Annotated in this window: 20 protein-coding genes; 8 read left to right on the top strand and 12 right to left on the bottom strand. The window is 40.0% G+C overall.

Translation table 11 applies throughout. The features are described 5' to 3' along the window. Positions 1 to 146: 146 nt before the first annotated feature. The 3 genes from ABE954_RS04030 to ABE954_RS04020 all read right to left on the bottom strand — a co-directional run bounded on the left by ABE954_RS04030 (position 147) and on the right by ABE954_RS04020 (position 4,210). The gene (locus ABE954_RS04030; protein WP_210814450.1) at positions 147 to 1,931 is read right to left on the bottom strand and encodes a SmdB family multidrug efflux ABC transporter permease/ATP-binding protein; all 1,785 of its coding nucleotides are present in this window, start codon (positions 1,929 to 1,931) and stop codon (positions 147 to 149) included. Beyond that, positions 1,928 to 3,673, bottom strand: coding sequence for a SmdA family multidrug ABC transporter permease/ATP-binding protein (locus tag ABE954_RS04025; RefSeq protein ID WP_071547717.1), 1,746 nt, complete (start codon positions 3,671 to 3,673; stop codon positions 1,928 to 1,930). Before ABE954_RS04025 ends, ABE954_RS04030 begins: the two co-directional genes overlap by 4 nt. A gap of 75 nt (positions 3,674 to 3,748) precedes the next feature. Further along, positions 3,749 to 4,210 carry an Lrp/AsnC family transcriptional regulator gene (locus tag ABE954_RS04020; RefSeq protein ID WP_042846899.1) on the bottom strand — a complete coding sequence of 154 codons (462 nt, stop codon included), beginning with the start codon at positions 4,208 to 4,210 and terminating at the stop codon, positions 3,749 to 3,751. A 278-nt stretch (positions 4,211 to 4,488) separates the two neighbouring features. On the opposite strand from ABE954_RS04020, the gene queC reads away from it, so the two are divergent. Further along, positions 4,489 to 5,190 carry a 7-cyano-7-deazaguanine synthase QueC gene (gene queC / locus ABE954_RS04015; RefSeq protein ID WP_042846900.1) on the top strand — a complete coding sequence of 234 codons (702 nt, stop codon included), beginning with the start codon at positions 4,489 to 4,491 and terminating at the stop codon, positions 5,188 to 5,190. 41 nt (positions 5,191 to 5,231) lie between these two features. Here queC and ABE954_RS04010 read toward each other — a convergent pair whose 3' ends face one another. The 9 genes from ABE954_RS04010 to bolA form a co-directional block, all read right to left on the bottom strand. Beyond that, positions 5,232 to 5,660 carry a thioesterase family protein gene (locus tag ABE954_RS04010; protein WP_129466855.1) on the bottom strand — a complete coding sequence of 143 codons (429 nt, stop codon included), beginning with the start codon at positions 5,658 to 5,660 and terminating at the stop codon, positions 5,232 to 5,234. Positions 5,661 to 5,855: 195 nt separating this feature from the next. Continuing rightward, entirely contained in the window at positions 5,856 to 6,227 is a 372-nt protein-coding gene (locus ABE954_RS04005) for a ComEA family DNA-binding protein (protein ID WP_071547714.1), read from the bottom strand. Positions 6,228 to 6,371: 144 nt separating this feature from the next. Further along, on the bottom strand, positions 6,372 to 8,243 hold the full coding sequence (gene ppiD, locus ABE954_RS04000) for a peptidylprolyl isomerase (RefSeq protein ID WP_042846904.1): 1,872 nt from the start codon (positions 8,241 to 8,243) through the stop codon (positions 6,372 to 6,374). 175 nt (positions 8,244 to 8,418) lie between these two features. Then, positions 8,419 to 8,694 (bottom strand): nucleoid-associated protein HU-beta, encoded by a 276-nt coding sequence (gene hupB, locus ABE954_RS03995; protein ID WP_004914513.1) that lies wholly within the window; start codon positions 8,692 to 8,694, stop codon positions 8,419 to 8,421. A 226-nt stretch (positions 8,695 to 8,920) separates the two neighbouring features. Next, positions 8,921 to 11,359, bottom strand: coding sequence for an endopeptidase La (lon, locus tag ABE954_RS03990; protein ID WP_042846905.1), 2,439 nt, complete (start codon positions 11,357 to 11,359; stop codon positions 8,921 to 8,923). Between the two features lie 205 nt (positions 11,360 to 11,564). After that, positions 11,565 to 12,842, bottom strand: coding sequence for an ATP-dependent protease ATP-binding subunit ClpX (gene clpX / locus ABE954_RS03985; RefSeq protein WP_042846906.1), 1,278 nt, complete (start codon positions 12,840 to 12,842; stop codon positions 11,565 to 11,567). 116 nt (positions 12,843 to 12,958) lie between these two features. After that, a complete protein-coding gene (clpP, locus tag ABE954_RS03980) occupies positions 12,959 to 13,579 on the bottom strand; it encodes an ATP-dependent Clp endopeptidase proteolytic subunit ClpP (RefSeq protein WP_042846907.1) in 621 nt (206 codons plus the stop codon). 695 nt (positions 13,580 to 14,274) lie between these two features. Further along, positions 14,275 to 15,579, bottom strand: a complete 1,305-nt coding sequence (tig, locus tag ABE954_RS03975; protein WP_042846908.1) for a trigger factor — start codon at positions 15,577 to 15,579, stop codon at positions 14,275 to 14,277. A 350-nt stretch (positions 15,580 to 15,929) separates the two neighbouring features. Next, positions 15,930 to 16,268, bottom strand: a complete 339-nt coding sequence (gene bolA, locus ABE954_RS03970; protein ID WP_071547712.1) for a transcriptional regulator BolA — start codon at positions 16,266 to 16,268, stop codon at positions 15,930 to 15,932. A 265-nt stretch (positions 16,269 to 16,533) separates the two neighbouring features. On the opposite strand from bolA, the gene ABE954_RS03965 reads away from it, so the two are divergent. The 7 genes from ABE954_RS03965 (at position 16,534) to ABE954_RS03935 (ending at position 24,139) form a co-directional block, all read left to right on the top strand. Then, positions 16,534 to 17,115: a YajG family lipoprotein gene (locus ABE954_RS03965; protein WP_042846912.1), complete on the top strand. Its 582-nt coding sequence runs from the start codon at positions 16,534 to 16,536 to the stop codon at positions 17,113 to 17,115. A 145-nt stretch (positions 17,116 to 17,260) separates the two neighbouring features. Then, entirely contained in the window at positions 17,261 to 18,763 is a 1,503-nt protein-coding gene (locus tag ABE954_RS03960) for an MFS transporter (protein WP_371025732.1), read from the top strand. 272 nt (positions 18,764 to 19,035) lie between these two features. Next, entirely contained in the window at positions 19,036 to 19,806 is a 771-nt protein-coding gene (locus ABE954_RS03955) for an outer membrane protein OmpK (protein WP_240133471.1), read from the top strand. 428 nt (positions 19,807 to 20,234) lie between these two features. Next, on the top strand, positions 20,235 to 21,206 hold the full coding sequence (gene cyoA, locus ABE954_RS03950) for a cytochrome o ubiquinol oxidase subunit II (RefSeq protein ID WP_042846918.1): 972 nt from the start codon (positions 20,235 to 20,237) through the stop codon (positions 21,204 to 21,206). Positions 21,207 to 21,210: 4 nt separating this feature from the next. Beyond that, positions 21,211 to 23,202: a cytochrome o ubiquinol oxidase subunit I gene (cyoB, locus tag ABE954_RS03945; protein ID WP_042846919.1), complete on the top strand. Its 1,992-nt coding sequence runs from the start codon at positions 21,211 to 21,213 to the stop codon at positions 23,200 to 23,202. Beyond that, the gene (locus ABE954_RS03940; protein WP_042846920.1) at positions 23,192 to 23,806 is read left to right on the top strand and encodes a cytochrome o ubiquinol oxidase subunit III; all 615 of its coding nucleotides are present in this window, start codon (positions 23,192 to 23,194) and stop codon (positions 23,804 to 23,806) included. Before cyoB ends, ABE954_RS03940 begins: the two co-directional genes overlap by 11 nt. Next, positions 23,807 to 24,139, top strand: coding sequence for a cytochrome o ubiquinol oxidase subunit IV (locus ABE954_RS03935; protein ID WP_042846921.1), 333 nt, complete (start codon positions 23,807 to 23,809; stop codon positions 24,137 to 24,139). It begins immediately after the preceding gene. Position 24,140 lies beyond the last annotated feature (1 nt).

The raw sequence follows: 24,140 nt of genomic DNA, 5'->3' as shown, positions 1-24,140 counted from the left end.
ACCCACTCAATTTAGCGAGCAGTACTGACGTCAGAGCAAAACTTATGCCAAAATGTTTTTTTGCTTAAAAATCAAAAAGAAAAGACAAAATAAAAAACCACTCGGCTGAGTGGTTTTAAGGTGTGCATTATAATGGTGCAGAATAATTAACTGGTTACAACTTCTTTTTCAGCATCACTGAGGGCATTCAACGACTCCCCAACTTGTTGTAACTGGTACATTTGATAATAACGCCCTTTTTGTTGTAAAAGTTGTAGATGTTGACCTTGCTCAACAATTGCACCACGATGTAACACAACAACTTGGTCGGCATCAACTATCGTTGATAAACGATGGGCAATCACCACCAGTGTTGTATGTTGACGGATCACTCGAAGCGCTTTTTGTATCGCTTGCTCTGTCCCTGAATCTATATTTGCAGTTGCTTCATCTAGGATTAAAATTTTCGGGGTCACCACCAGCACCCTAGCCATCGCTAATAACTGCCTTTGACCTACAGATAAGGTATTTCCTTGTTCACCTAATACTGTGTCTAACCCCTCAGGTAAAGTGCGAACTAACTCTGCAAGTTGAACAATTTCAAGAACATCCCAGACTTTCTCTTGATTAATATTACGCCCAAGCGCCACATTGTCAAAAAATGAAGCTGCAAGTACGACAGGGTCTTGCTGTACCATCGCAATACCATTTCTTAATACATGGTGAGACAATGAATTTAAATCTCGCCCATCTAATAGGATCTCACCTTTTTGCCATGGGTAATAACCCATAATTAAATTAGCAATAGTACTTTTACCACTTCCTGTGTGACCAACTAAAGCTATAAAATTATTATCAGGTACGTGTAAGTTGATATCTTGCAACACTATTTTGTCATTACGATAGGCAAAAGATAGGTGGTTAATGGTAATTGAGCCACCTTGCAATGGGACAAGGCTTTCGCCATAACCCTGTTGTGGGCTATCCATTAATTCAAAAACTCGCTCACCTGATACAACCGCTTGCTGTAGCATGGATTGTTGAGAGGTTAATTCAATTAATGGTTCGTTTAATCGCCCCAAATAATTAATAAATGCATATAAAACACCAACACCAATCGTCGTTGTTCCTTCAAACCCAAACAGTAGCAACAACCCACACAATACTGATGCAGAAAATAAACTCAGTAATGGTCTTAGTAACAAACCATCTAATTTTAAAGCTTTCATCCGTGCAAAATAGTGGTCTTGGTTGACCTCTTGCATTTTTGCCCCGAACCTTGCTTGCTGTAGAAACTGCTGAATAACGGTCATTCCATTAATCACTTCATTAAAACCGTTGTTAATATCAGCAAGGTAAGACCTAACACGACGTACTATCGGTGTGCTCAACCTCTGATAAACAATCATCACCACAAATACAGCAGGGAAAATCATCACAGCAATAGATGCCATTCTCCATTCTAATGAAAACATCGCAACTAACATGGCACAAATCAGTGCTAAACTGCGAAAAACCGTTGGCACGACCATGACAAACAGGTCTTTAATCACCTCGGTATCATTAGTCACTCGTGAAATTAGCTGGCCAACAGGCTGTTTATCAAATGCACTTAGTGGCTGTCGCAAGGCAGCATTCATCACATCAGTTCGTAATGTTTGCACAACCCCCACTGATGCTTTGTTAAATAAAATAATCTGATAATAATGTAATAACGCAGCAATAACTTGAAGCAATATAAAGCCAATAGCCATATATAACGTCAATGGCATAATGATTTGCTTTTTCGCGACCATATTATCAATAAAATAACTGATCAATAGCGGCCCACTGACTTCTGCAATCGCGGCTAACCATAGCATAGCAATGGCAATTCCCATTGTACCCCGGTATGCTTTGCCATAAGATAATAAGCGCTTCAATGCTGGCCAAAGTGGTTTTTTCTGGCTCATAAATCACCATCCAAAGCAGCTTCAATTTGTTGATAATGATACATATCTTTATACCAACCAGTCTGGCTAATTAACGCCTCATGCCTACCTTGAATAACCATAGCTCCTTGGGATAACACTATAATATTGTCTGCTTCAACCAATGCAGATAAGCGATGAGCACTAATAATTAAGGTTCGCCCTTGTCGCCAGCGGCTTAAATTTTGCAAAATAGTAAACTCTGTTTGCCCATCTACTGCTGAAAGCGCATCATCCAATATAAGTATTTCTGCATTTTGTAAGATAGCCCGTGCTATTGAGATCCGTTGCTTTTGCCCTCCAGAAAGCATCACTCCACGCTCACCGACTTGGGTTAAGTACCCCTCAGGCAGACGTAAAATATCATCATGTACACAAGCAATCCGAGCCGCCTGCTCTATTTCTTCTTGGCTAGCTTCTGGTCTTCCTAGAGCAATATTCCCTGCGACAGTTTCTGAAAATAAAAATGGAGATTGGTTTACTACCGATAGCCTTGCGCGCCATTCATCTAGTAATACTTCAGACAAGGGCTGCCCTTGATAACAAATAGCCCCTTCAGTGATATCAAACTGACGTTGTAATAATGCCAGCAATGTTGATTTCCCCGCCCCCGTTGGCCCACAGATACCTAAAAACTGCCCTGGTTGCAGGTTAAACTGAATATCATGTAATGCGACTCGCGTTGTTTCTGGGTAACTAAACCTTATTATGTTCACATCCAACGGCCCTTTTTCAGGCTGTAATGAATGGGAACCATCTTGAATAACGAGAGGCTCATTTAATAAACTTAAGATACGGCTGTAAGCCGCACTTCCTCGTTCGACAATGTTAAACATCCAAGCAAGGGCTAACATTGGCCAAATCATCAACCCTAAATACATCACGAAACTAGTTAACTCACCTAAAGTCAAAGTGCCATTTAGCACCATCCAACTTCCGCCACCAATAGCGAGCAAATTTGCCATGCCTATCGCTAAAAAAATTGTTGGATCAAAACGAGCATCGACTTTCGCAACATGCATATTACGACGCCCCGCTTCCGTTGCCACTTGTTCAAATTGATTCGACTGATGATCTTCAAGGCCAAACGCTTTGATCATACGAATACTGGTTAAGCTCTCTTGTGCGTGATTGTTCAAAGATGAAAACGCACCTTGAGCGTGCTTGAAACGATGATGGAGCTGATCGCCGTAACGCTTAATAACCATTGCCATGATCGGCATCGGAATAAGCGCAAGCAATGTGAGCTGCCAACTAATTTCAACGCTCATCATGATTAATACTGCACACCCCATAACCAATGAGTCTACTAGCGTTAAAACACCCTCTCCAGCAGCAAATACCACACGATCCACATCATTTGTTGTACGAGCGATTAGATCCCCAGTTCGATATTTAAGATAAAACTGTTGATTTTGTAAGCTTAATTGTCGATAAAATTTTTGGCGCAATTGAACTGCCAGCTTATAAGATGCCCCAAATAGCCATAGTCGCCAAACGTACCTCAGGCCATAAACAACCAATGCAATAAGCAGCATTAATAAGATATATGTCACCAACTGTTTTTTAGGCATAGTATCTTTACTTATGCCATCAACCACGACACCCACGATGCGCGGCGGAACCAGTTGTAGAATTGCAATAATAATTAAAAAGCAAACTGCGCCAAAATAGCGCTTCCATTCGCTCAAAAAATACCAACTTAGTTGTGAAAATAATCGCACGTATTACTGCCTTGGATAATGTTAATTTATTTATACATAACTGAAACGCTCGTGTCGTTTACCAACAAAATTGCGCTAATCGGGGATTGGCAGCACCGTAGTATATTTAATTTTTTCCATCGCAAAGCTGGACGTTACATCAATTAAGCCATGTACCCCATTAACCAGTTTTTTGTAAAACAAATCGTAGGATTTCATATCGTGAACTTCTACCTGCATAAGATAGTCATATTCACCAGCCATGCGATAAAACATTAGCACTTCAGGAAGTTGACTCACGAAAGACACAAACTGTTCATACCATTCACTATTATGGTGCTGTGTTTTAATTGTTACGATGACAGTTAAACCTAACCCAAGTTTCTCACCATCTAATAACGTTACTCTACCCCGAATATAGCCATCATCCTCGAGTCGTTTTAGTCTTTTCCAGCATGGTGTAGAGGTTAAATTGACAGCTTCTGCCAGGGTGTTTAAAGATAGACTACTGTCATTTTGTAATAAAAAAAGCAGTTTTTTGTCTATTTTATCTAACATAATTGCCCTCATGGCTTAGGTGGAAATGCTCTTTTATCTTTCTATTATTTGAATTACCAATATTAAGCAAAATCTCATCATTTAAAAACAATAAAAATGTTACCAATTGACATTATTATAGAAGAATTTTACCCAGATAACCAAATAAGAGTACAAATAGCACGCTAATCAATGGAAATTTATAAAAATAGAACTGTTAATTAAATTACAGTGTCGCTAACATGAAAGCAGAGAATTAATACTCTTTTTAAGCAACGTGATATCACCAAGGAGTCCCTATGAAACGTGCAGTGGTGGTCTTTAGCGGAGGGCAAGACTCAACAACCTGCCTCATTCAGGCCTTACAAAACTATGACGAAGTGCATTGTGTTACTTTTGATTACGGGCAGCGTCATCGCTTTGAAATCGAAGTTGCACAAAAGTTAAGTGTATCACTTGGTGCCAATGCTCATAAGGTTTTAGATGTGACCTTACTCAATGAGTTAGCGATCAGTAGTTTAACTCGGGATAATATCCCTGTGCCTGATTTTACAGAAAGCGAATCGAGCAGTCTGCCAAGTACTTTTGTACCCGGTCGTAATATTTTATTTCTCACATTAGCGGCAATATATGCTTACCAAGTACAAGCTGAAGCCGTCATTACTGGTGTTTGTGAAACTGACTTTTCCGGTTACCCTGATTGCCGAGATGAGTTTGTCAAAGCCCTTAACCACGCGGTTGACCTTGGGCTCGCTAAAAATATACGTTTTGAAACCCCATTAATGTGGCTGAATAAAGCCCAAACATGGGCTCTTGCCGACAGTTATGGCCACCTTGAGACCATTAGGAAGCAAACACTCACTTGCTATAATGGGATTCAAGGTGACGGATGTGGTGAATGTGCTGCATGCCACCTACGAAGCAAAGGCTTACATGAATATTTAGATGACAAAGAAGCTGTCATGCTCTCTCTAAAACAGCAGCAACAAAAAACAAACTAAACCGAACAGAGATACGCCTGCCTAACCACTTTTTAGGTAGGCTAGTTCTGAATGAAATCATCAGTCCCTGATTTGAACGATGCTAGTTTTTCACGTAACTCATCATCTATAACAATGGCTTTATTAGTTATATTATCGATAAAAACAAACGTAACATAAGCGTCAGATACCACTTCTGCTCCCCCCGCGTTATTACGGATAATTTGCTGATAGCACACCGCACTCTTAGAGCCTATTTTATCCATACGCGTTACAACAGTAAGCTCATCACCTAACAGCACTCCTTGGATATAATTTACGTTAATATTCACCGCAGCCATAGTTAGATTATTTTTTATCGCCCAATTAATGAAATTACGCTTATTCATCCATTCCCAACGGTCTGCTTCGTAAAATTCCAAATAACGTGCATTATTAACATGTTGGAAAACATCAATATGGTAACCATGGATCTTGACATGTGTTGTCATTCTAACTACTCCGACCAGTTTAATTTTAGATAACATAAAAATAACAAATGTACGGAAAATATGCTGAATGAATACCAGAAATAAGATCTAGCTCCCAAATTATTTACAATAAATTAATATTACAGCTCAATTACCCACCATTAAAATGGTATCCCCATACAATTGAATGAACCACAATGTATGGGGAATATTCAACTACAGTACAATTTTATCTTTATTTTTCTCTAAAAATGCAGGCCCTATCCCCTGAACTTCTAGAATATTTTCAATTGAATTAAAAGCCCCATACTTTTGCCTATATTCAACAATTGCTTTCGCTTTTTGCTTGCCGATGCCACTCAGCTTTTGTGCTAGCTCATCTACACTTGCTGAATTAATATTGACTTTGTCTGATTGCTCTGAAGATATGAGTTGTGAATTTTCATTTGACGCTTTTTTTTGCACAAGTGCTGTTGTGGGTTTTTCCGCTTCAATCTTCTTCGCTAAAGAAAAAGAAGTAAAAGCCCCTAATAGAGAAAGAAGAAGTACGGTATTAGCCCCATGTTTCATCACTGTATTCCATAACATAATGATTCTCCTGTGTGTGTTGAGAAGTAACAATGACAAAGAAAAACAATGAAAGCTTTCAGAGGGTTATTTAAATGCGAAAGGCCACCCAAAGGTGACCTTTCATTTATAATGTTGCAAATTAAATTGCGAAGCTTCTCGCAATTATTCCATATTCAACACTTCAATTTTTGCATTTTCACGTAAGTTAAGCATCAGAGCTTCGTTAACCGCAGAGCTCATCGCCCCTTGGTATTCACGTGACAGCTGTTTTAACTCATCTTCCGTTGGTTGGCCTAAAGTGACTTTATCTAACTGAATAATCACATAATTATCAGATTCATCACGTGCAATGGCATAGTTTGGTTTACCTTCAGCCGGTTCAGCCATTTCCATTGATGCATTGATAATCGCAGTCTGTGGCATCAAACGTGAAACTGTTTGAACATCCGTAAATTTAATGCCTGCTGCATTCAGAGCTTCTTCGCCTTTACCTGCTTTCAGCTCAGCCAGTAGTTTCTCACTCGTTGCTTTAAGTTCTGCTTCTGCTTTTTGACGTTTAACTAAAGCTTCTATTTCAGGCTTAACAGTGTCAAAAGGTTCAATGTTTTCAGGCTTATACTCTGTAACACGTACAACAAATGCACGGTCACCTTCTACGTTAATAACGTCTGAGTTAATACCTTTAGAACCATTTTTATCAACTAAGCGATCACTAAATACCTCGTTAATCACTTTCGGGAAGTTAAGTGCCGCCGGAGGATTATTGCGGTCAAACCAATCCGTTGTGATTGATTTCAAACCTGAAACAGATTCAACTGAAACTAATGATTCCATATCATTTGTTGCTGCTTCACTAACCTTTTGTTGTAAGTCATAGAACTGTTTGATGTTTTTATCTTGCAGTAAACTGTTTTTGATACTTTCTTTAACTTGTTCAAAAGGCTTAGTTAATTCTGGTTTAATATCATCTAAGCGGAAAATAATATAGTTATTTTGTGACTTGATTGGGGCAGAAAGTTGGCCTTTCTCAGTTAATTTTGCATCAGCAATCTCACTTGGTGTTGATGATGCTTCCATCCAACCAATAAGACCTTTTTGTTTAGCGCTGAATATATCCGTCGACTTTTCAGCTACAATGGCAGCAAAATCAGCCCCTGCTTTCAGTTCGTTTAGGATATCATTTGCTTCTTTTTCTGAAGCTACTTGGATCATACTATATTGTTTTTGCTCAGCCTGAGTATAGTTTTTCAGGTTTTGCTCATAATATGCTTTCACATCTTCATCAGATACTGTTGCTGCTGGCATAGATGCCGCATCCATTTCAACATAGCTTACTTTCACTTTTTCAGGTGAAATAAAGCTATCTTGGTTAGCATCGTAATAAGCTTTTAATTCATCGTCTGAAACGGTTTGTTTACCTTGAACATCAGCTAAAGGTAACGTTGCCGTACGAATTTCACGTTCTTGCATATACAGTTGTGCATATGCTTTAACCTCAGATGGCAAAGCAAAATCTGTACCGGTAAAGGTTTTACCTAACTGTGCGCGTGTAAGGTCTTGGCGAATTTGTGCTGCAAAGCTATCTGCATTGATATTGTAACGCTGTAAAATCTCACGGTACTTTTCGCTATCAAATCGACCATCTGTTTGGAAAATTTGCATTGAGAATATAGATTGCTCAATTTGCTGATCGCTTGCTGACAGGTTTAGTTCATTAGCATATTGATTAATCAATTCATTGTTAATCAAGTTATCAAGTGCTTGGCGGCGCAGCAAATTCATGCTTTCTTCGTTACTAGCCACTTCTGAGAATTTATCTCCCAGATATTCTTGCAATGACTGACGTTCCTGCTGAAAGGCCTGCTGCAACTGTTCCCTGCTAATTGGCTGACCGTTAACTTCGGCTGCATTATTTGCACTATTGCCTCCGATGCCGCCCATCATAACGCCACCTAACACAAATGAAAGGATTATCAGCGCTAGTATTATTTTGAGCAAAGGACTATTTGCCTTTGTGCGTAAATTTTCCATCATAAAAAGGCTTAACTCCGCTTTGTTGAATTCAATTTCCTGATAATACGCTAATCTTAACTCAGAAAGAAAAAAAAGCGCACCATTTACATGGTGCGCTTATATATTAGCTGATTAAAGACATTCCGTCAGTTTGAGTTTTCGCAAAAATGCAAGAAAGACAAACTTAAATACCTAATTAGCTATTAACAGCGTCTTTAAGACCCTTGCCTGGACGGAAAGCTGGAACTTTCGCCGCAGCGATTTTAATTTCTTTACCCGTTTGAGGGTTACGGCCTGTACGTGCTGCACGCTCACGAACAGAAAAAGTACCAAAGCCAACTAGAGCAACATCGTCCCCTTTACTAAGAGAGCCCGTTACAGTAGCGACGAACGCGTCAACAACACGACCTGCTGCAGCTTTAGAAATATTCGCATCAGAAGCGATTTGATCAATCAGTTGAGCTTTATTCACTCTTATCATCCCCATATTAGTTGGACTATAAATCTCTTAATTAACTCTAACGGTTATTAGTATAGTTAATTAATGATGCAGTCGTTATATCAATCCTGATTACCAATGGCAAGAGAACAGATTACATACAAACAATTATCAGAATCATCGCTAAAGTAGCTATGAAAAAAAAGGCTGACAAGCCCTAAATTAGCTATCAGCCTTAATTTTATACAAACTTCTTGATTCAGCTCACTCTTTTAGCTTTATTTTTTACAACTTCAGCCCCAAATGGAGGGTTAACTAAAGCCAAAGAAAGCACTTCTTCAATAGTTTTTACTGGATGAATTTCCAGATCAGCGATCACATTTTGAGGAATTTCTTCTAAATCACGTTCGTTTTCTTTAGGGATTAATACGGTTTTAATCCCTCCACGGTGTGCCGCCAATAGTTTCTCTTTTAAGCCACCGATTGGGAAAACTAACCCTCTTAATGTAATTTCCCCTGTCATAGCCACGTCTGCTCTAACAGGATTACCCGTTAAGCAAGATACCAATGCCGTTGACATGGCAATCCCCGCACTTGGACCATCTTTCGGTGTCGCGCCTTCAGGAACATGGACATGAATATCGCGTTTTTCATAAAAATCGCTATTAATACCCAATTTTTCTGCACGAGCTCTAACTACGGTTAATGCCGTTTGGATAGATTCTTGCATCACTTCACCTAAAGAACCGGTATAAGTTAACTTACCTTTACCTGGAACACAGGCGGTCTCAATGGTAAGTAAGTCACCACCAACCTCAGTCCAAGCAAGACCAGTAACTTGCCCTACACGGTTTTCAGTATCCGCTTGGCCATAATCAAAGCGACGAACGCCCAGATAGTCTTTCAGGTTGTCTGCATTAATTTCAATATGCTTAAGCTTTTTATCCATTAATAAAGCTTTAACTGCCTTACGGCACAGTTTTGAAATTTCACGCTCTAAACCACGTACACCAGCTTCGCGAGTATAGTAACGAATGATGCTCATTAGGGCGCTATCATCAATAGTAAGCTCACCCTTTTTCAAAGCATTACGTTCTATTTGCTTAGACAATAGATGTTTTTTCGCTATGTTCAGTTTTTCATCTTCTGTATAACCAGAAAGACGAATAACTTCCATACGGTCTAATAATGGCGCCGGAATATTCATCGAGTTAGACGTCGCAACAAACATAACATCGGACAGATCGTAATCGACTTCTAAATAGTGATCATTAAATGCAATATTTTGTTCTGGATCAAGGACCTCTAACAATGCAGAAGCGGGGTCGCCACGCATGTCAGATGACATCTTGTCAATTTCATCCAATAGGAATAGCGGGTTTTTCACCCCAACTTTAGCCATTTTTTGGATAAGTTTGCCCGGCATAGAACCAATATAAGTACGGCGGTGACCACGAATTTCTGCTTCATCACGTACCCCACCTAAAGCCATGCGAGTGTACTGACGGCCTGTTGCCTTCGCAATGGATTGCCCCAATGACGTTTTACCAACGCCCGGAGGCCCAACTAAGCAAAGAATTGGCCCTTTAATTTTGCTAACACGGCTCTGTACTGCCAGATATTCTAAAATCCGATCTTTCACGCGCTCTAAGCCGTAGTGATCGGTATCTAGCACTTCTTGCGCTTTAACTAAATCTTTTTTAACTTTGCTACGCTTATTCCATGGTACTTGTACCATCCAATCAATATAGCTACGAACAACTGTAGCTTCTGCAGACATCGGAGACATCATTTTCAGCTTCTGCAACTCAGCTTCGGCTTTTTCTTGTGCCTCTTTTGGCATTTTCGCTTCTTCAATCTTACGTTTTAGCGATTCATACTCGTCTGGCGCATCGTCCATTTCACCAAGCTCTTTCTGAATAGCTTTCATTTGCTCATTCAGATAGTACTCACGCTGGCTTTTTTCCATCTGTTTTTTAACGCGATTGCGGATACGTTTTTCTACTTGCAGCAATTCAGTTTCTGATTCCATCATTGCCATCAAGAATTCAACGCGTTCAGCAATATTTGCCATTTCCAAAACACGCTGCTTATCAGCTAATTTCAATGGCATGTGAGACGCAATGGTATCCGCTAGTTTATCTAGCTGATCTTGCTCTATCGCATGCAATGCCGTTAGTACTTCAGGTGGTATTTTCTTATTTAATTTTATGTAGCTTTCAAACTGACTAACAATAGTACGATATAAAACTTCGTTTTCTTTTTCATCAAGTACACTTGATGACTGAGAGCCCGCGGTTGTTTCGTCATAAACTACGTTTTCAGCTTGTGTATCTTGTTCTGGGGCTAAATATTCCGCTTGTGCTAAGAAATATTCGCCATTATCAGTCAAGCTCGTAATACGTGCGCGTTTTAGCCCTTCAACGAGGACTTTAACGGTGCCATCAGGTAGTTTCAGCATCTGAATAACGGATGCAACAGTACCTACAGCAAATAAATCATTCACCCCTGGCTCATCAGTCGAGGCTTCTTTTTGCGCAACCAGCATCACTTGCTTGTCATGATCCATCGCTGCTTCCAGACTGTGAATGGATTTTTCACGTCCAACAAACAGTGGGATCACCATATGTGGGTATACCACTACATCACGCAGAGGCAATACTGGTATTTCAATGCGTTCGGAACGCTCAGGATTCATAAAGCTCTCTCTTCGTTTAGCTCACGCTAGTTTAAGGGTTTCTGTTTCTTATTCTAAAATTACTTTCTAAAACAAGGAAACCACACCTCAGAATATAAACTATATGGGGACAAGATTTTAGCATTCAATAGCTAGTTGAACATAAAAAACAAAATGAGGGAAACCCCTCATTTTGTTTGATTAATTATTGAACGTTTATTAAGGATTAGTTATCGCCAGAAGCTTGAGCCTCAGGTTTACTGTAAATCAACAAAGGTTCAGACTGTTCGTTAATTACATTTTCATCGACAACAACTTTCTCAACATCACTCATTGAAGGAAGGTCATACATAGTATTCAGCAATGCCGCTTCAACAATAGAACGTAAACCACGTGCACCCGTTTTACGTGCCATTGCTTTTTTCGCAATTGCCTTTAATGCTTCTTCACGAAACTCGAGTTCAGTCCCTTCAAGGCTAAATAACGCTTGGTATTGCTTGGTTAAGGCATTTTTTGGTTCTTGCAGAATCTGAATTAATGCTTCTTCGCTTAGTTCTGTCAGCGTTGCAACAACTGGCAGACGGCCAATAAATTCAGGAATTAAGCCAAACTTAATTAAGTCTTCTGGCTCTGCTTGAGTCAGCAATTCACCTTCCGTTGCTTTCTCTGATTCACCTTTAACTTCCGCAGCAAAGCCAATACCAGAACGCGTGTTTAAACGTTGCCCAATGACTTTGTCTAAACCGGCAAATGCACCACCACAGATAAACAGGATTTTTGATGTATCAACTTGCAAAAACTCTTGTTGAGGGTGCTTACGACCACCTTGTGGTGGTACCGCCGCAACCGTCCCTTCAATAAGTTTCAGTAACGCTTGCTGCACACCTTCACCGGAAACATCACGAGTAATTGATGGGTTATCTGATTTACGTGAAATTTTATCAATTTCATCTATATATACAATTCCACGCTGTGCTTTTTCAACATCATAGTCACATTTTTGCAAAAGCTTTTGAATGATGTTTTCAACGTCTTCACCAACATAACCAGCTTCAGTTAATGTTGTTGCATCAGCCATTGTAAACGGTACATCCAAGTAACGAGCTAATGTCTCAGCTAAGAGAGTTTTACCGCTACCTGTTGGCCCTATAAGCAAAATGTTACTTTTACCTAGTTCAACACCATCACTGGTTTTATCACCATTACGTAGGCGCTTGTAGTGATTATATACCGCAACAGCTAAGACTTTTTTTGCCTTTTCTTGGCCAATAACATAGTCATCAAGATGTTGCCTAATTTCATGTGGAGTCGGCAATTCACTACGCTCGCGATGCGGTGCAAGTTCCTTGATCTCTTCACGGATGATGTCGAGACATAAATCTACACATTCATCACAAATATAGACTGACGGACCGGCAATCAGCTTACGAACTTCATGCTGACTTTTTCCGCAGAAAGAACAGTAAAGCAGTTTGCCTGTCCCCTCTTTGCGTTTCTCTGTCATCAGTTGACCTCACTTTTATCTATACCGCTTTGTTTTTCTTAATTAAAGCTAAAAACAAAGCCGCAATTTCTTAAAATAGTTTATGGTATAAACTAATTATACCAAAAGTTGACCCATTAACGGCTACTATAAATTTGGTCGACTAAACCATATTCTTTTGCTTCATTAGCCGATAAGAAACGGTCACGCTCCGTGTCACGGTTAATTTCTTCAATAGATTTCCCAGTATGTTGAGCCATTAGCTCATTCATACGTGCTTTCACTTTGAGGATTTCTTGAGCATGAATTTCAATATCTGTCGCTTGGCCTTGGTAGCCACCCAATGGTTGGTGGATCATGACTCGTGAGTTAGGTAAACAAAAACGTTTACCTTTCGTACCTGCTGTCAATAAGAAAGCCCCCATGGAACATGCTTGCCCCATACAAATAGTACTCACATCAGGCTTGATAAATTGCATTGTGTCATAAATTGACATTCCTGCTGTAATCACACCACCAGGTGAATTAATATACAGATGAATATCTTTTTCAGGGTTTTCTGCTTCAAGAAATAACATTTGAGCGACGATTAAGTTCGCCATATGGTCTTCCACTTGACCTGTCAGGAAGATAATCCGTTCTTTTAATAGACGTGAGTAAATATCATATGAGCGCTCACCACGGGAGGTTTGCTCTACGACCATTGGCACAAGTGCCATTTGGGATGCTAATTGTTCCTGACTGCCAAAATGTGACATCGAAATCTCCTATTAAAAACGTTCTGGTGCTTGCGCCTAATTTGCTTTCTGTCCGCTATATAGAGCAGAGATCGTGCCACAAACAACTGTCTTTAAAACATCTGCCTTAAAAAAAGACCGTGCCTGCAACCTGTTGCGATCTTCTTATTTTTAGTTTAGCTAAAATTTAACCGCGTCACAGATAAAAATTAAGAAGAAAATGCAGCTAAATATGCTGCAGTAAACAAGACGCTGTTGAAAATAGTTTAACACAAGTTAATTAGGTTACACGGATTATCCCATTAGAAAACCTTACCTGATTTTCAAAATTTGCGAAATAACCCGTTAGGCTGATATCAGCACTTTCTTCAATGTTAAGCTATTTAAAATAATTCAAATCTCAATTAAAGCTTTTCGCAAATCAAAAACTATACTCTAAATCATTCACGTGGTAGCTAGACCACAAGCCAATCAGCCTCTTAGAGTGCACATTTGTATGTAACTAGTATGTATAAACATAATCAACCACATTACAGCTTGAAGTATAGTGAGCACATTCATGCTACTTGAAGTATAGATAATATAATTAGGGTTTAAATGTGATTTTCAAGGCTAACCTAGCTAAATTCACAAAAGTGTTAATTTAACGGCTTTAATTGACAAAAAACCCGCAGTAACACACTACGGGTTTTTTATTTTCTACAGCAAGAAAAAAATTAACCAGCTTGAACTTGGTTCATCAGCTCAGTAAAGTTAGTTTCTTTTTCTGTCACTTTAGCAACCGCCAGTACAGTTTCAACGGCTTGTTCTTCTAAAGCTAAGTTACGAACGCTGTTCATTAACTCTTCGTTTTTGCTATAGTATTCGATAACTTCAGCTGGATCTTCGTATGCAGATGCCATCTCTTCGATTAGCGCTTTAACGCGATCTTCGTCAGCTTTCAGCTCATTTTTGTTGATCACTTCGCCTAACAGCAGGCCGATAACAACGCGACGTTTAGCTTGTTCTTCGAACAGTTCACGTGGTAATTCCATCGCTTGTTTTTCATCACCACCAAAACGCTGTGCAGCTTGGCGACGCAGAACATCGATTTCACCATCAACAACCGCTGCTGGAACTTCGATGTCATTAGCTTTGATCAGACCTTCTAATACTTGAGCCTTCACACGGTTACGAACTGCATTTTTCAGTTCACGTTCCATGTTTTTACGCACTTCTGCACGCAGACCATCTAAAGAACCATCAGCGATACCGAAACGCTTAATGAATTCTTCAGTGAATTCAGGTAATTCGCGCTGTTCTACTTTCTTCAGAACGATAGCAAATTTTGCTGCTTTACCTTTCAGGTTTTCAGCGTGGTAATCTTCAGGGAAGTTAACTTCAATCTCAAACTCTTCGCCAGCTTTGTGGCCAACAACGCCTTCTTCAAAGCCTGGGATCATGCGACCTTCACCCATAACTAATGCGAAGTCTTCTGCTTTACCACCTTCAAACTCTTCACCATCAATAGAACCAGTGAAGTTGATAGTGATACGAGAATCAGCTTCTGCTGCTGCTTCAACTTCTTTCCACTCCGCTTGTTGCTTACGCAGAGTTTCTAACATGCTTTCCAGATCTTCATCTTTTACAGATACAGCCGGTTTTTCAACTTCAATCGTTTCTAAACCTGTTAATTCGATTTCTGGGTAAACTTCGAATTCAACTGAATAGACAAAATCTTTACCGTCTTCGAGTTGCTCTGGTTTGTAACTAGGCGCACCCGCTGGGTTGATTTTTTGCTCAATAATAGCGTTAATGAAGTTGCGTTGCATAACATCGCCCAGAACGTCTTGCATAACTGACGCACCGTAACGTTGTTTAACAATATTCATTGGTACTTTCCCTTTACGGAAACCATCAATACGCACTTTTTTAGCAACGCTGACTAGCTCGCTATTTACTGCTTTTTCAATATCAGTGGCAGGAACGGTGATTGTTACACGACGCCCAAGGCCTTGAGTCGTTTCAACAGAAACTTGCATCTTCTTACCTCAAAATAAATCTTAGTGATCGGTCTACTCCAGAGTTATGCCATTAAATCATATTGGCTGTCTCCCTTCCAGAACCGGGGGCGTTACTTTCATAACGGTCATCCCTGATATCAGAAGCGTCCCGAAACCTTACTGAAAATTAGACGCAGCATTATACCGATGCATGCGCCCTGAGTCGAGAAAAGCTGAGAAAAGAAGCGATTTTTCCTCTTTATTTGTGACTTTTCTGACTAAATTTTTTATTTCCCTTCAAAATTTGAAGAAAAAATACTCATCAAACCCATCATAGGAATGATAAATTATCAAAAGAATAGTTTCAGTCTATTAACTGAAACTAAAAATTACCGGTTTACTCCACCAACACCACGACAAGCTGGCGATTTTAATGCCGTATTGGCAAGCTCATCCCATTCTTTTTGTGTATAAGTGTGCAAAGCAAGAGCATGGATGCCCCCCGCTAATTCATCGGCTAAAATAGCATAAATTTCACGATGACGAGCAAGCATTCGTTTATTCTCAAATTTATCGCTGACTAAAACTACCTTAAAATGGCTTTCTGAACCCGGTAATACATTGTGTTGATGACTTTCGTTGATCACATCTAAATGTGAAGGTTCAAAAGCAGTTTGTAATTTTTGGCTCACTCGATCTTGCATACTTTGCGATGCATTAGCGACCATAAAATACTCCTTAAATTGTGATTCTCTCTAGTATTGGTAAGTTCAGTAAACTATATTGCACATCTTAATTAATGTTGTCTTCTTATTATAGAAATACCCGATTATGATTTGGCAATGTTATGATAGCGATACGTTAGTGCGAATTTTTTTAAAAAATGTTGTCTAACCGTTCAGGGAAAATAAACCACAACATTCTATATTGTATAACGGTTACCCGCACCATAACGAAACATTTTCAATTAGGAAAGATGAACTGGGAAAAATTATGTTAAAAAAACTGTGTTTTCCACTTGTTGCGTTGTTCCTGCTCGCTGGATGTGCAACTAGCAGCAACACGCTATCACTTGAACCGAAAATTGCTTTACCTGCTAAAAACCCGACATTAAATGCAACATCGATTAGTGTCAGTAGTGTTGATAACCGCACTAATAAGTCCTTAGCAGAAGTGAATCGTAATGGTAGCTTAGTCGTGCTTAACCCATCGCGTGACCCGCGTTACCTCATGCAAGAAGCAGTAGAAAAACAAATGGCAGCGCGCGGCTTCATGGTGACATCGCCTGCAAATGTGAATTTAGTGGTTCAATTGAATAAATTAGAGACTAAAGTTGCTGAAGGCAGTTTACGCCACAATATTACCGTCAACTCTAGCGTTAGTATTATAGCTACAGCCCCGAATGGTTCGACCAAAACGCGTTCATTCACACGCAACTTTAATACGCAAGAATTGTTGGCTGCGAGTAATGCCAAAATAGAAACTGCTATCAATAGTGCATTGGCTGATTTAATTGCAGATATGGCTACAGACCAAGAAATCACCGATTTTATCAGACAGAATTCACGCTATTAATCGGGCAATCTACACTATAACGTATTAAGCTATCCAAGTTTTAATCACCATGACTTGGGTAGCCTAGCGCGGCGACTAGCTCCGCAGTGCAATGTCTCCCCAGTCAATGTATTGCAGCAATATAACATTAGGCCTAGAGGGGATTATGCCTCGTTTTACACTACCCAATAATATTACTTTAATTCTTTTAGGCTTTGTCTCAGGGCTGCCTTTAGCACTTACTGCGGGTACTTTACAGGCTTGGTTAACTGTTGAAAATGTTGATATCAGAACCATTGGTTTCTTTTCATTAGTCGGTCAAGCTTATGTATTGAAGTTTCTGTGGTCCCCTATGATGGATCGCTATACCCCGCCATTCCTCGGCCGACGCTGTGGGTGGTTATTAACAACTCAGATTTTGTTAATTATCAGTATTGCCGCGATGGGTTTCATGAACCCTTCTGAACACTTATGGTATCTTGCTGCGTTAGCTGTCACTGTTGCATTTTGCTCTGCCTCCCAAGATATTGTTTTTGACGCATATAAAACCGATTTACTCAGTGCAGAAGAACGTGGAATTGGCGCTGCGACCTCTGTGATGGGCTATCGGATCAGCATGCTCGTTTCTGGTGGGCTTGCACTTTGGTTAGCCGATAAGTTTTTAACCTGGAAACAACTCTACCTACTGATGGCAGGGTTAATGGTTATTGGTGTTATCGCAACACTGCTAGCCAAAGAACCTGAAGAAGATACTGCTCCTCCCACATCCCTAAAAAAAGCCATCTACGAACCCTTAGCTGAATTCTTTAGCCGCAACAATGCTTGGCTGATTTTATTACTGTTAGTGTTTTATAAACTCGGCGATGCCTTTGTAATGGCGTTGAATACTAACTTTTTATTGAATGCATTAGGCTTTAGCTTAAGTGAGGTTGGCACTGTCAATAAAACGGTTGGGATGGCAGCAACCATTATTGGGGCGCTTTTAGGTGGGTACCTAATGAAAAACATGAGCTTATTTAAGGCTCTGTTTCTTTTTGGGTTACTGCAAGGCGGGTCAAATATAGGGTATTGGTTTTTAGCAATCACACCTCCACACATTCTCACCATGGGTTCAATTATTTTTCTTGAAAATATTTTCTCTGGTATGGGAACAGCTGCATTTGTTGCCCTGTTAATGACATTGTGTAATAAATCATTGTCAGCAACGCAATTTGCACTGCTTTCAGCGCTTTCTGCTGTAGGGCGTGTATATATTGGGCCAATTGCTAGTATTTTTGTCAGTAATTATGGCTGGCCGCTTTTCTACCTAATTTCAATTGGTGTGGCTGTTCCTGGGGTTTTACTATTATTAGCTTGCCGAACCTCTTTGGTTTACACACAGACTACAGGCTTATTTCAGCGCCGTGAGTTATATGCCAAAGGTTACCGCTTTGCCGTATATGCTCTAATTACTGCGGTCAGTTTTCTATCTATTTGGCTGCTTTCGCTACTTGTGTTCTCATTTAGTGGCATGAAACTGTATTTATTTACAACACAAATTGAGTTTTGGTTGGCTCTCCCTAGTTATCAAAATCTAATATTTAATACAGGTATTAGTATTGGCGCTATCAGTTTAATTATAGGTGGTAGCTTAGATTTTCTAGCTGTCCGTAAAACGTCTCAATCCTAGTCCTTCATTAAATCCCCCTCATCCATTAAATCAATTCCCTAAATAGAACTTATTAGTTTAGGGAATCTGATCTGTTGATTAAATTAGACCCAAATAGCAAATTTAACTAAATCCAATTCAATATCGTGATTACGATCACCATAACACTGAAATATATTTCTTAATTGCAATTTTAAAGACTAATATATCACAAGTTAAAGGCGGACTGTCTAATGCGTTAACAGATAGCGTACAACCCAACCTTATTAATCATTAAACGAAAATAATCTATTATGAAAAAAATCATTTGCATAGCAACCTTAGCATCTATAGCCGGAACGGCATATTCTGACGATTTTATTGGCTATCAAAATGGCTTTGCTGATATCAATGTAAACTATTTAGATTGGTCACATCGTACTGAAACAAAAACAGAAACGACTACGCGTAAAAAAGACTTTGCTTATATTGAATTAGAGGGAGGAGCTAATTTTAATTGGGGTGAATTATATGGTTTTTTTGATCTAGAAAACCCGTTCCACTCTCAGCACACCGATTCCGGACGTAATCGCCGCTATACCATTAAAACAACTGGTCGTTACTATTTAGGTGATACGGGTTTTAATTTGTATGGTCATGTTTATGGAACTTGGTCATTGCCGGGAGCTAAATATGGTGGCAACTTCCATGACGTCAATACGCTATATGGTATCGGTTATAACACCGCATTTGGTGACTTGTGGTTTAAACCGTTTATCGCATTGAATTATACAGACCAAACATTCTATTCCGGAAATAATGGCTATGTCGCAGGTTGGGTTGCCGGTTATAATTTCAACGTGTTAGAAGAAAACTTTATGATCACCAACTGGCACGAAATGGAATTTGCAAGAAATAAACGCTATAACGGTGGCAAACGCGATGGCATAAATGGGGCGATCGCTTTTTGGTGGAATGCAACCAAGCACTTATCTGCGGGTGTGCAATATCGCTATGCTGACAATAAGTTAGGGGATACTTTTTACCAAGATGCAATCATTTATACATTAAAGTATACATTCTAACGCGCTCCAGAAAATTGCATTAGCATTTAATTATTTTTCTTTTTTTATCAGTAAAGTAATAATTTTTCTTTACTATTTTGCTGATAAAACCATAAAAATGGTTTTATCAGCAATAAAAACCGTAACTTCCCTTAGCATTTTACTTATCATTCATATCAGTTCGCTTGTTTTTATGCTTCTTTTGTATATATTTTTCTTTGAATAATTACTAAGATAATTTAGTATTAGCGGGCTTTTATCAATATATACTTATAATACGTATCAATTTTAACTTTTTCTTTATAAGTTCTTTACATGTGATCATATTAACATAAAGAGCTAACAATTCCGTTTCTTTGCCTTACAATCATTTACACTCGCATAACCTTACCGTAAAATGCCCGCACTGATGAAACGACAATTAGAATCTTTGTCATTTGGGGTCGTGGATGAGACTTATGAACTACAAAAAAAGTATCGGAGCAATCTCACTCGTTGTAGCTGCCTTATTATTAGGTGGATGCGATATGGTGTTGATGGATCCAAAAGGCGCCGTTGGCGTTAAACAAAAAGAGCTAATTCTTATTGCAATTGGCTTAATGCTTCTTGTTGTTATTCCTGTTATTTTCATGACGATCATCTTCGCTATGAAATATCGTGAATCCAACAAGTCAGCTACGTACCGTCCAAACTGGGCTCACTCAAATAAAATAGAGTTAGTCTGCTGGACTGTTCCTATCATCATTATCATTATTCTAGGTACTATTACTTGGAAAACAACACATGAGCTGGACCCATATCAGCCATTAGTTAGTGATCAGGAACCTGTCACAATCGAAGTTATTTCGGCTGACTGGAAATGGATATTTATTTATCCAGAGCAAGGTATTGCTACAGTTAACGAAATTGCATTCCCTACGGGTGTGCCAGTCAACTTCAAAATCACGTCAGATTCGGTGATGAACTCTTTCTTCATTCCATCATTAGGTGGCCAAATCTACGCGATGGCGGGTATGCAAACTAAGCTTCACTTAATCGCTAATGAACCAGGTACTTATAAAGGCTTCTCTGCAAGCTATAGTGGCCATGGCTTCTCTGATATGAAGTTTAATGCTATTGCAACTCCTGACCGCCAAGGTTTTGATGAGTGGGTACAAAAGGTAAAAGCTTCTCCTAAAACAATGGATACCATGCAGGCGTTCGACGAAGTCGCTAAGCCAAGCATGAACGTTCCTGTTACCTACTTCTCAAGCGTGAAACCTAAACTTTATGAAGATATCGTTCTGAAGTTTGGTCATGAGCACCATAAAGGTCACGCTCCTGTAGAAAATGAAGGTCATTCAATGACTGATCATAAAGAAACTACAGGCAATTCAATGCAAATGAGCCACAGTGCTCATGCAGCAGGCGCTGAGGAATAAGGGCATGTTCGGAAAATTAACACTAGATGCAGTTCCGCTCCATGAGCCAATTATCGTTGTCACACTGATTGGTATTGTCCTTGGTGGACTCGCACTGGTCGGTGCGATTACATACTTTGGTAAGTGGAAATGGTTGTGGAAAGAATGGTTGACTTCTGTTGACCATAAAAAAATTGGTGTCATGTACATCATTGTCGCTATGGTCATGTTGTTCCGTGGCTTTGCGGATGCGATTATGATGCGTGGTCAGCAAGTACTTGCTTCTGCTGGCCAAGAGGGCTTCTTAAACCCTCATCACTATGACCAAATCTTTACCGCACACGGCGTTATCATGATTTTCTTCATGGCAACTCCATTTGTTGTCGGTCTGATGAACCTCGTTGTACCTCTGCAAATTGGTGCACGCGACGTTGCCTTCCCATTCCTTAACTCATTGAGCTTCTGGTTCTTTGTAGTCGGTGTTGTTCTTATCAACATCTCTTTAGGGGTAGGTGAATTCGCACAAACAGGTTGGTTAGCTTATCCGCCACTATCTGGCTTGGAGTACAATCCGGGGGTCGGGGTCGATTATTGGCTCTGGAGTCTCCAGATATCCGGTATTGGTACACTATTAACAGGGGTTAACTTCATCGCAACTATTATCCGTATGCGTACGCCGGGTATGTCGATGATGAAAATGCCTGTATTCAGCTGGGCTGCGTTATGTACTAACGTATTGATTGTTGCTGCATTCCCTATCTTAACTGTGACGCTGACTCTTCTGACGTTAGACCGTTATTTAGGTACCCATTTCTTCACCAACGATATGGGCGGCAACATGATGATGTACATCAACCTGATTTGGGCATGGGGTCACCCTGAGGTGTATATCCTTGTTCTGCCTGTGTTCGGTGTATTCTCTGAAGTTGCAGCAACTTTCTCGAAAAAACGTTTATTCGGTTATACCTCATTAGTTTGGGCAACAATCGTTATCACCGTTATGTCCTTTATCGTTTGGTTGCACCACTTCTTTACGATGGGTTCAGGCGCGAACGTTAACGCCTTCTTCGGTATCGCCACGATGATTATCGCAATCCCAACAGGGGTTAAGATCTTCAACTGGCTGTTTACTATGTACCAAGGCCGTATCGAATATAAATCTCCAATGCTGTGGACTATCGGTTTCATCATCACCTTCTCTGTAGGTGGTATGACCGGCGTTCTGTTAGCCGTACCTGGTGCAAACTTCGTTCTGCACAACAGCTTATTCCTGATTGCCCACTTCCATAACGTTATCATTGGTGGTGTAGTATTCGGGTGCTTCGCAGGTATGACTTACTGGTTCCCGAAAGCTTACGGCTTCACGCTGAATGAGAAATGGGGTGTTCGTGCCTTCTGGTTCTGGATCATCGGTTTCTTCTTAGCCTTTATGCCGTTATACATTCTGGGCTTTATGGGTATGACCCGTCGCTTAAGCCAGAATATTGACCCGACTTATCATACAATGTTAGTCGTTGCCGCAGGCGGTGCTGCTTTAATCGCACTCGGTATTGCATGTCAAGTTATCCAAATCATTGTGAGTATCCGTGACCGCCATGAAAACCGTGATCTAACTGGTGACCCATGGGGTGGACGTACTCTTGAGTGGGCAACCTCTTCTCCACCACCATTCTATAACTTCGCGATTGAGCCACATGTTCAAACTCGTGATGCTTGGTGGGATCTAAAAGAAAAAGGTCTTGCTCATAAGAAACCAACTTCATATGAAGAAATTCATATGCCGAAAAATACAGGCGCAGGCGTTATTATCGCCGCATTTAGCTTGATTTTAGGTTTCGCAATGATTTGGCACATCTGGTGGATGGCAATCATTGGTTTCGGTGGAATGATCGTAACTTGGATTGCAAAAAGCTTCGACGAAGATGTTGATTACTACGTACCTGTGGCTGAAATCGAAGAAATCGAGAATAAGCACTTTGAAGAATTACGTAAGGCAGGTGTGAACGATGTCAACTAATACAATGACTAACCAAAATATCGCCCATGCTGAGCATGGGCACCACGATGCAGGTGGAACAAAAGTATTCGGTTTCTGGCTCTATATCATGAGCGACTTGATTCTGTTTGCTTGTTTGTTTGCTACCTATGTTGTTTTGGCCGATGGAACTGCTGGCGGTCCAGCTGGTAAAGATATCTTCAGTCTGAAGTTCGTATTAGGCGAAACTTTCTTACTCTTGGTAAGTAGTATCACTTATGGCTTCGCAATGATTGCGATGCATAAAGGTAAGATTGCTGCCGTTAACTTATGGCTGTTTGCAACGTTTTTGTTAGGCCTTGGCTTCGTTATCATGGAAGTTTATGAATTCCATGAGCTGATTGCTGAAGGTTTTGGTCCTGACCGTAGCGGTTTCTTATCTGGCTTCTTTGCACTAGTTGCAACGCATGGTTTACACGTAACTGCGGGTCTCATTTGGATTATTATCATGATGATCCAAGTTACTCGTCGTGGACTGACTGATGTAAACAAAACACGTTTGAATTGTCTAAGCCTGTTCTGGCACTTCTTAGACGTGGTTTGGATTTGTGTATTTACCGTTGTTTATCTTCTGGGGGCTATTTAAATGAGTCATGCAAAAGATGCTCACACTGGAGCAAGCCACGGTAGCGTTAAAACATACCTGATTGGCTTTATTCTATCAGTTATCCTGACCGTCATTCCGTTCTGGATGGTGATGGAAGGCACGGCGTCAACATCAACAATCCTCTGGACTGTTGTTGGCATGGCAGTTGTGCAAATACTGGTTCACTTAGTATGTTTCTTACATATGAATACCTCATCAGATGAGCGTTGGAACCTGGTTGCATTTCTGTTCACCATGCTAATTGTCGGCATTGTTGTTGTCGGCTCGCTGTGGATTATGTACAACCTGAACATCAATATGATGCTCGACTAAA

This window comes from Providencia sp. TYF-12, assembly GCF_041344805.1.
In the GTDB taxonomy this organism is placed as follows: Bacteria; Pseudomonadota; Gammaproteobacteria; order Enterobacterales; family Enterobacteriaceae; genus Providencia; species Providencia huashanensis.
Note: the sequence above shows the minus strand (reverse complement) of the source record. Positions and strands in the feature narration are given on the sequence as shown.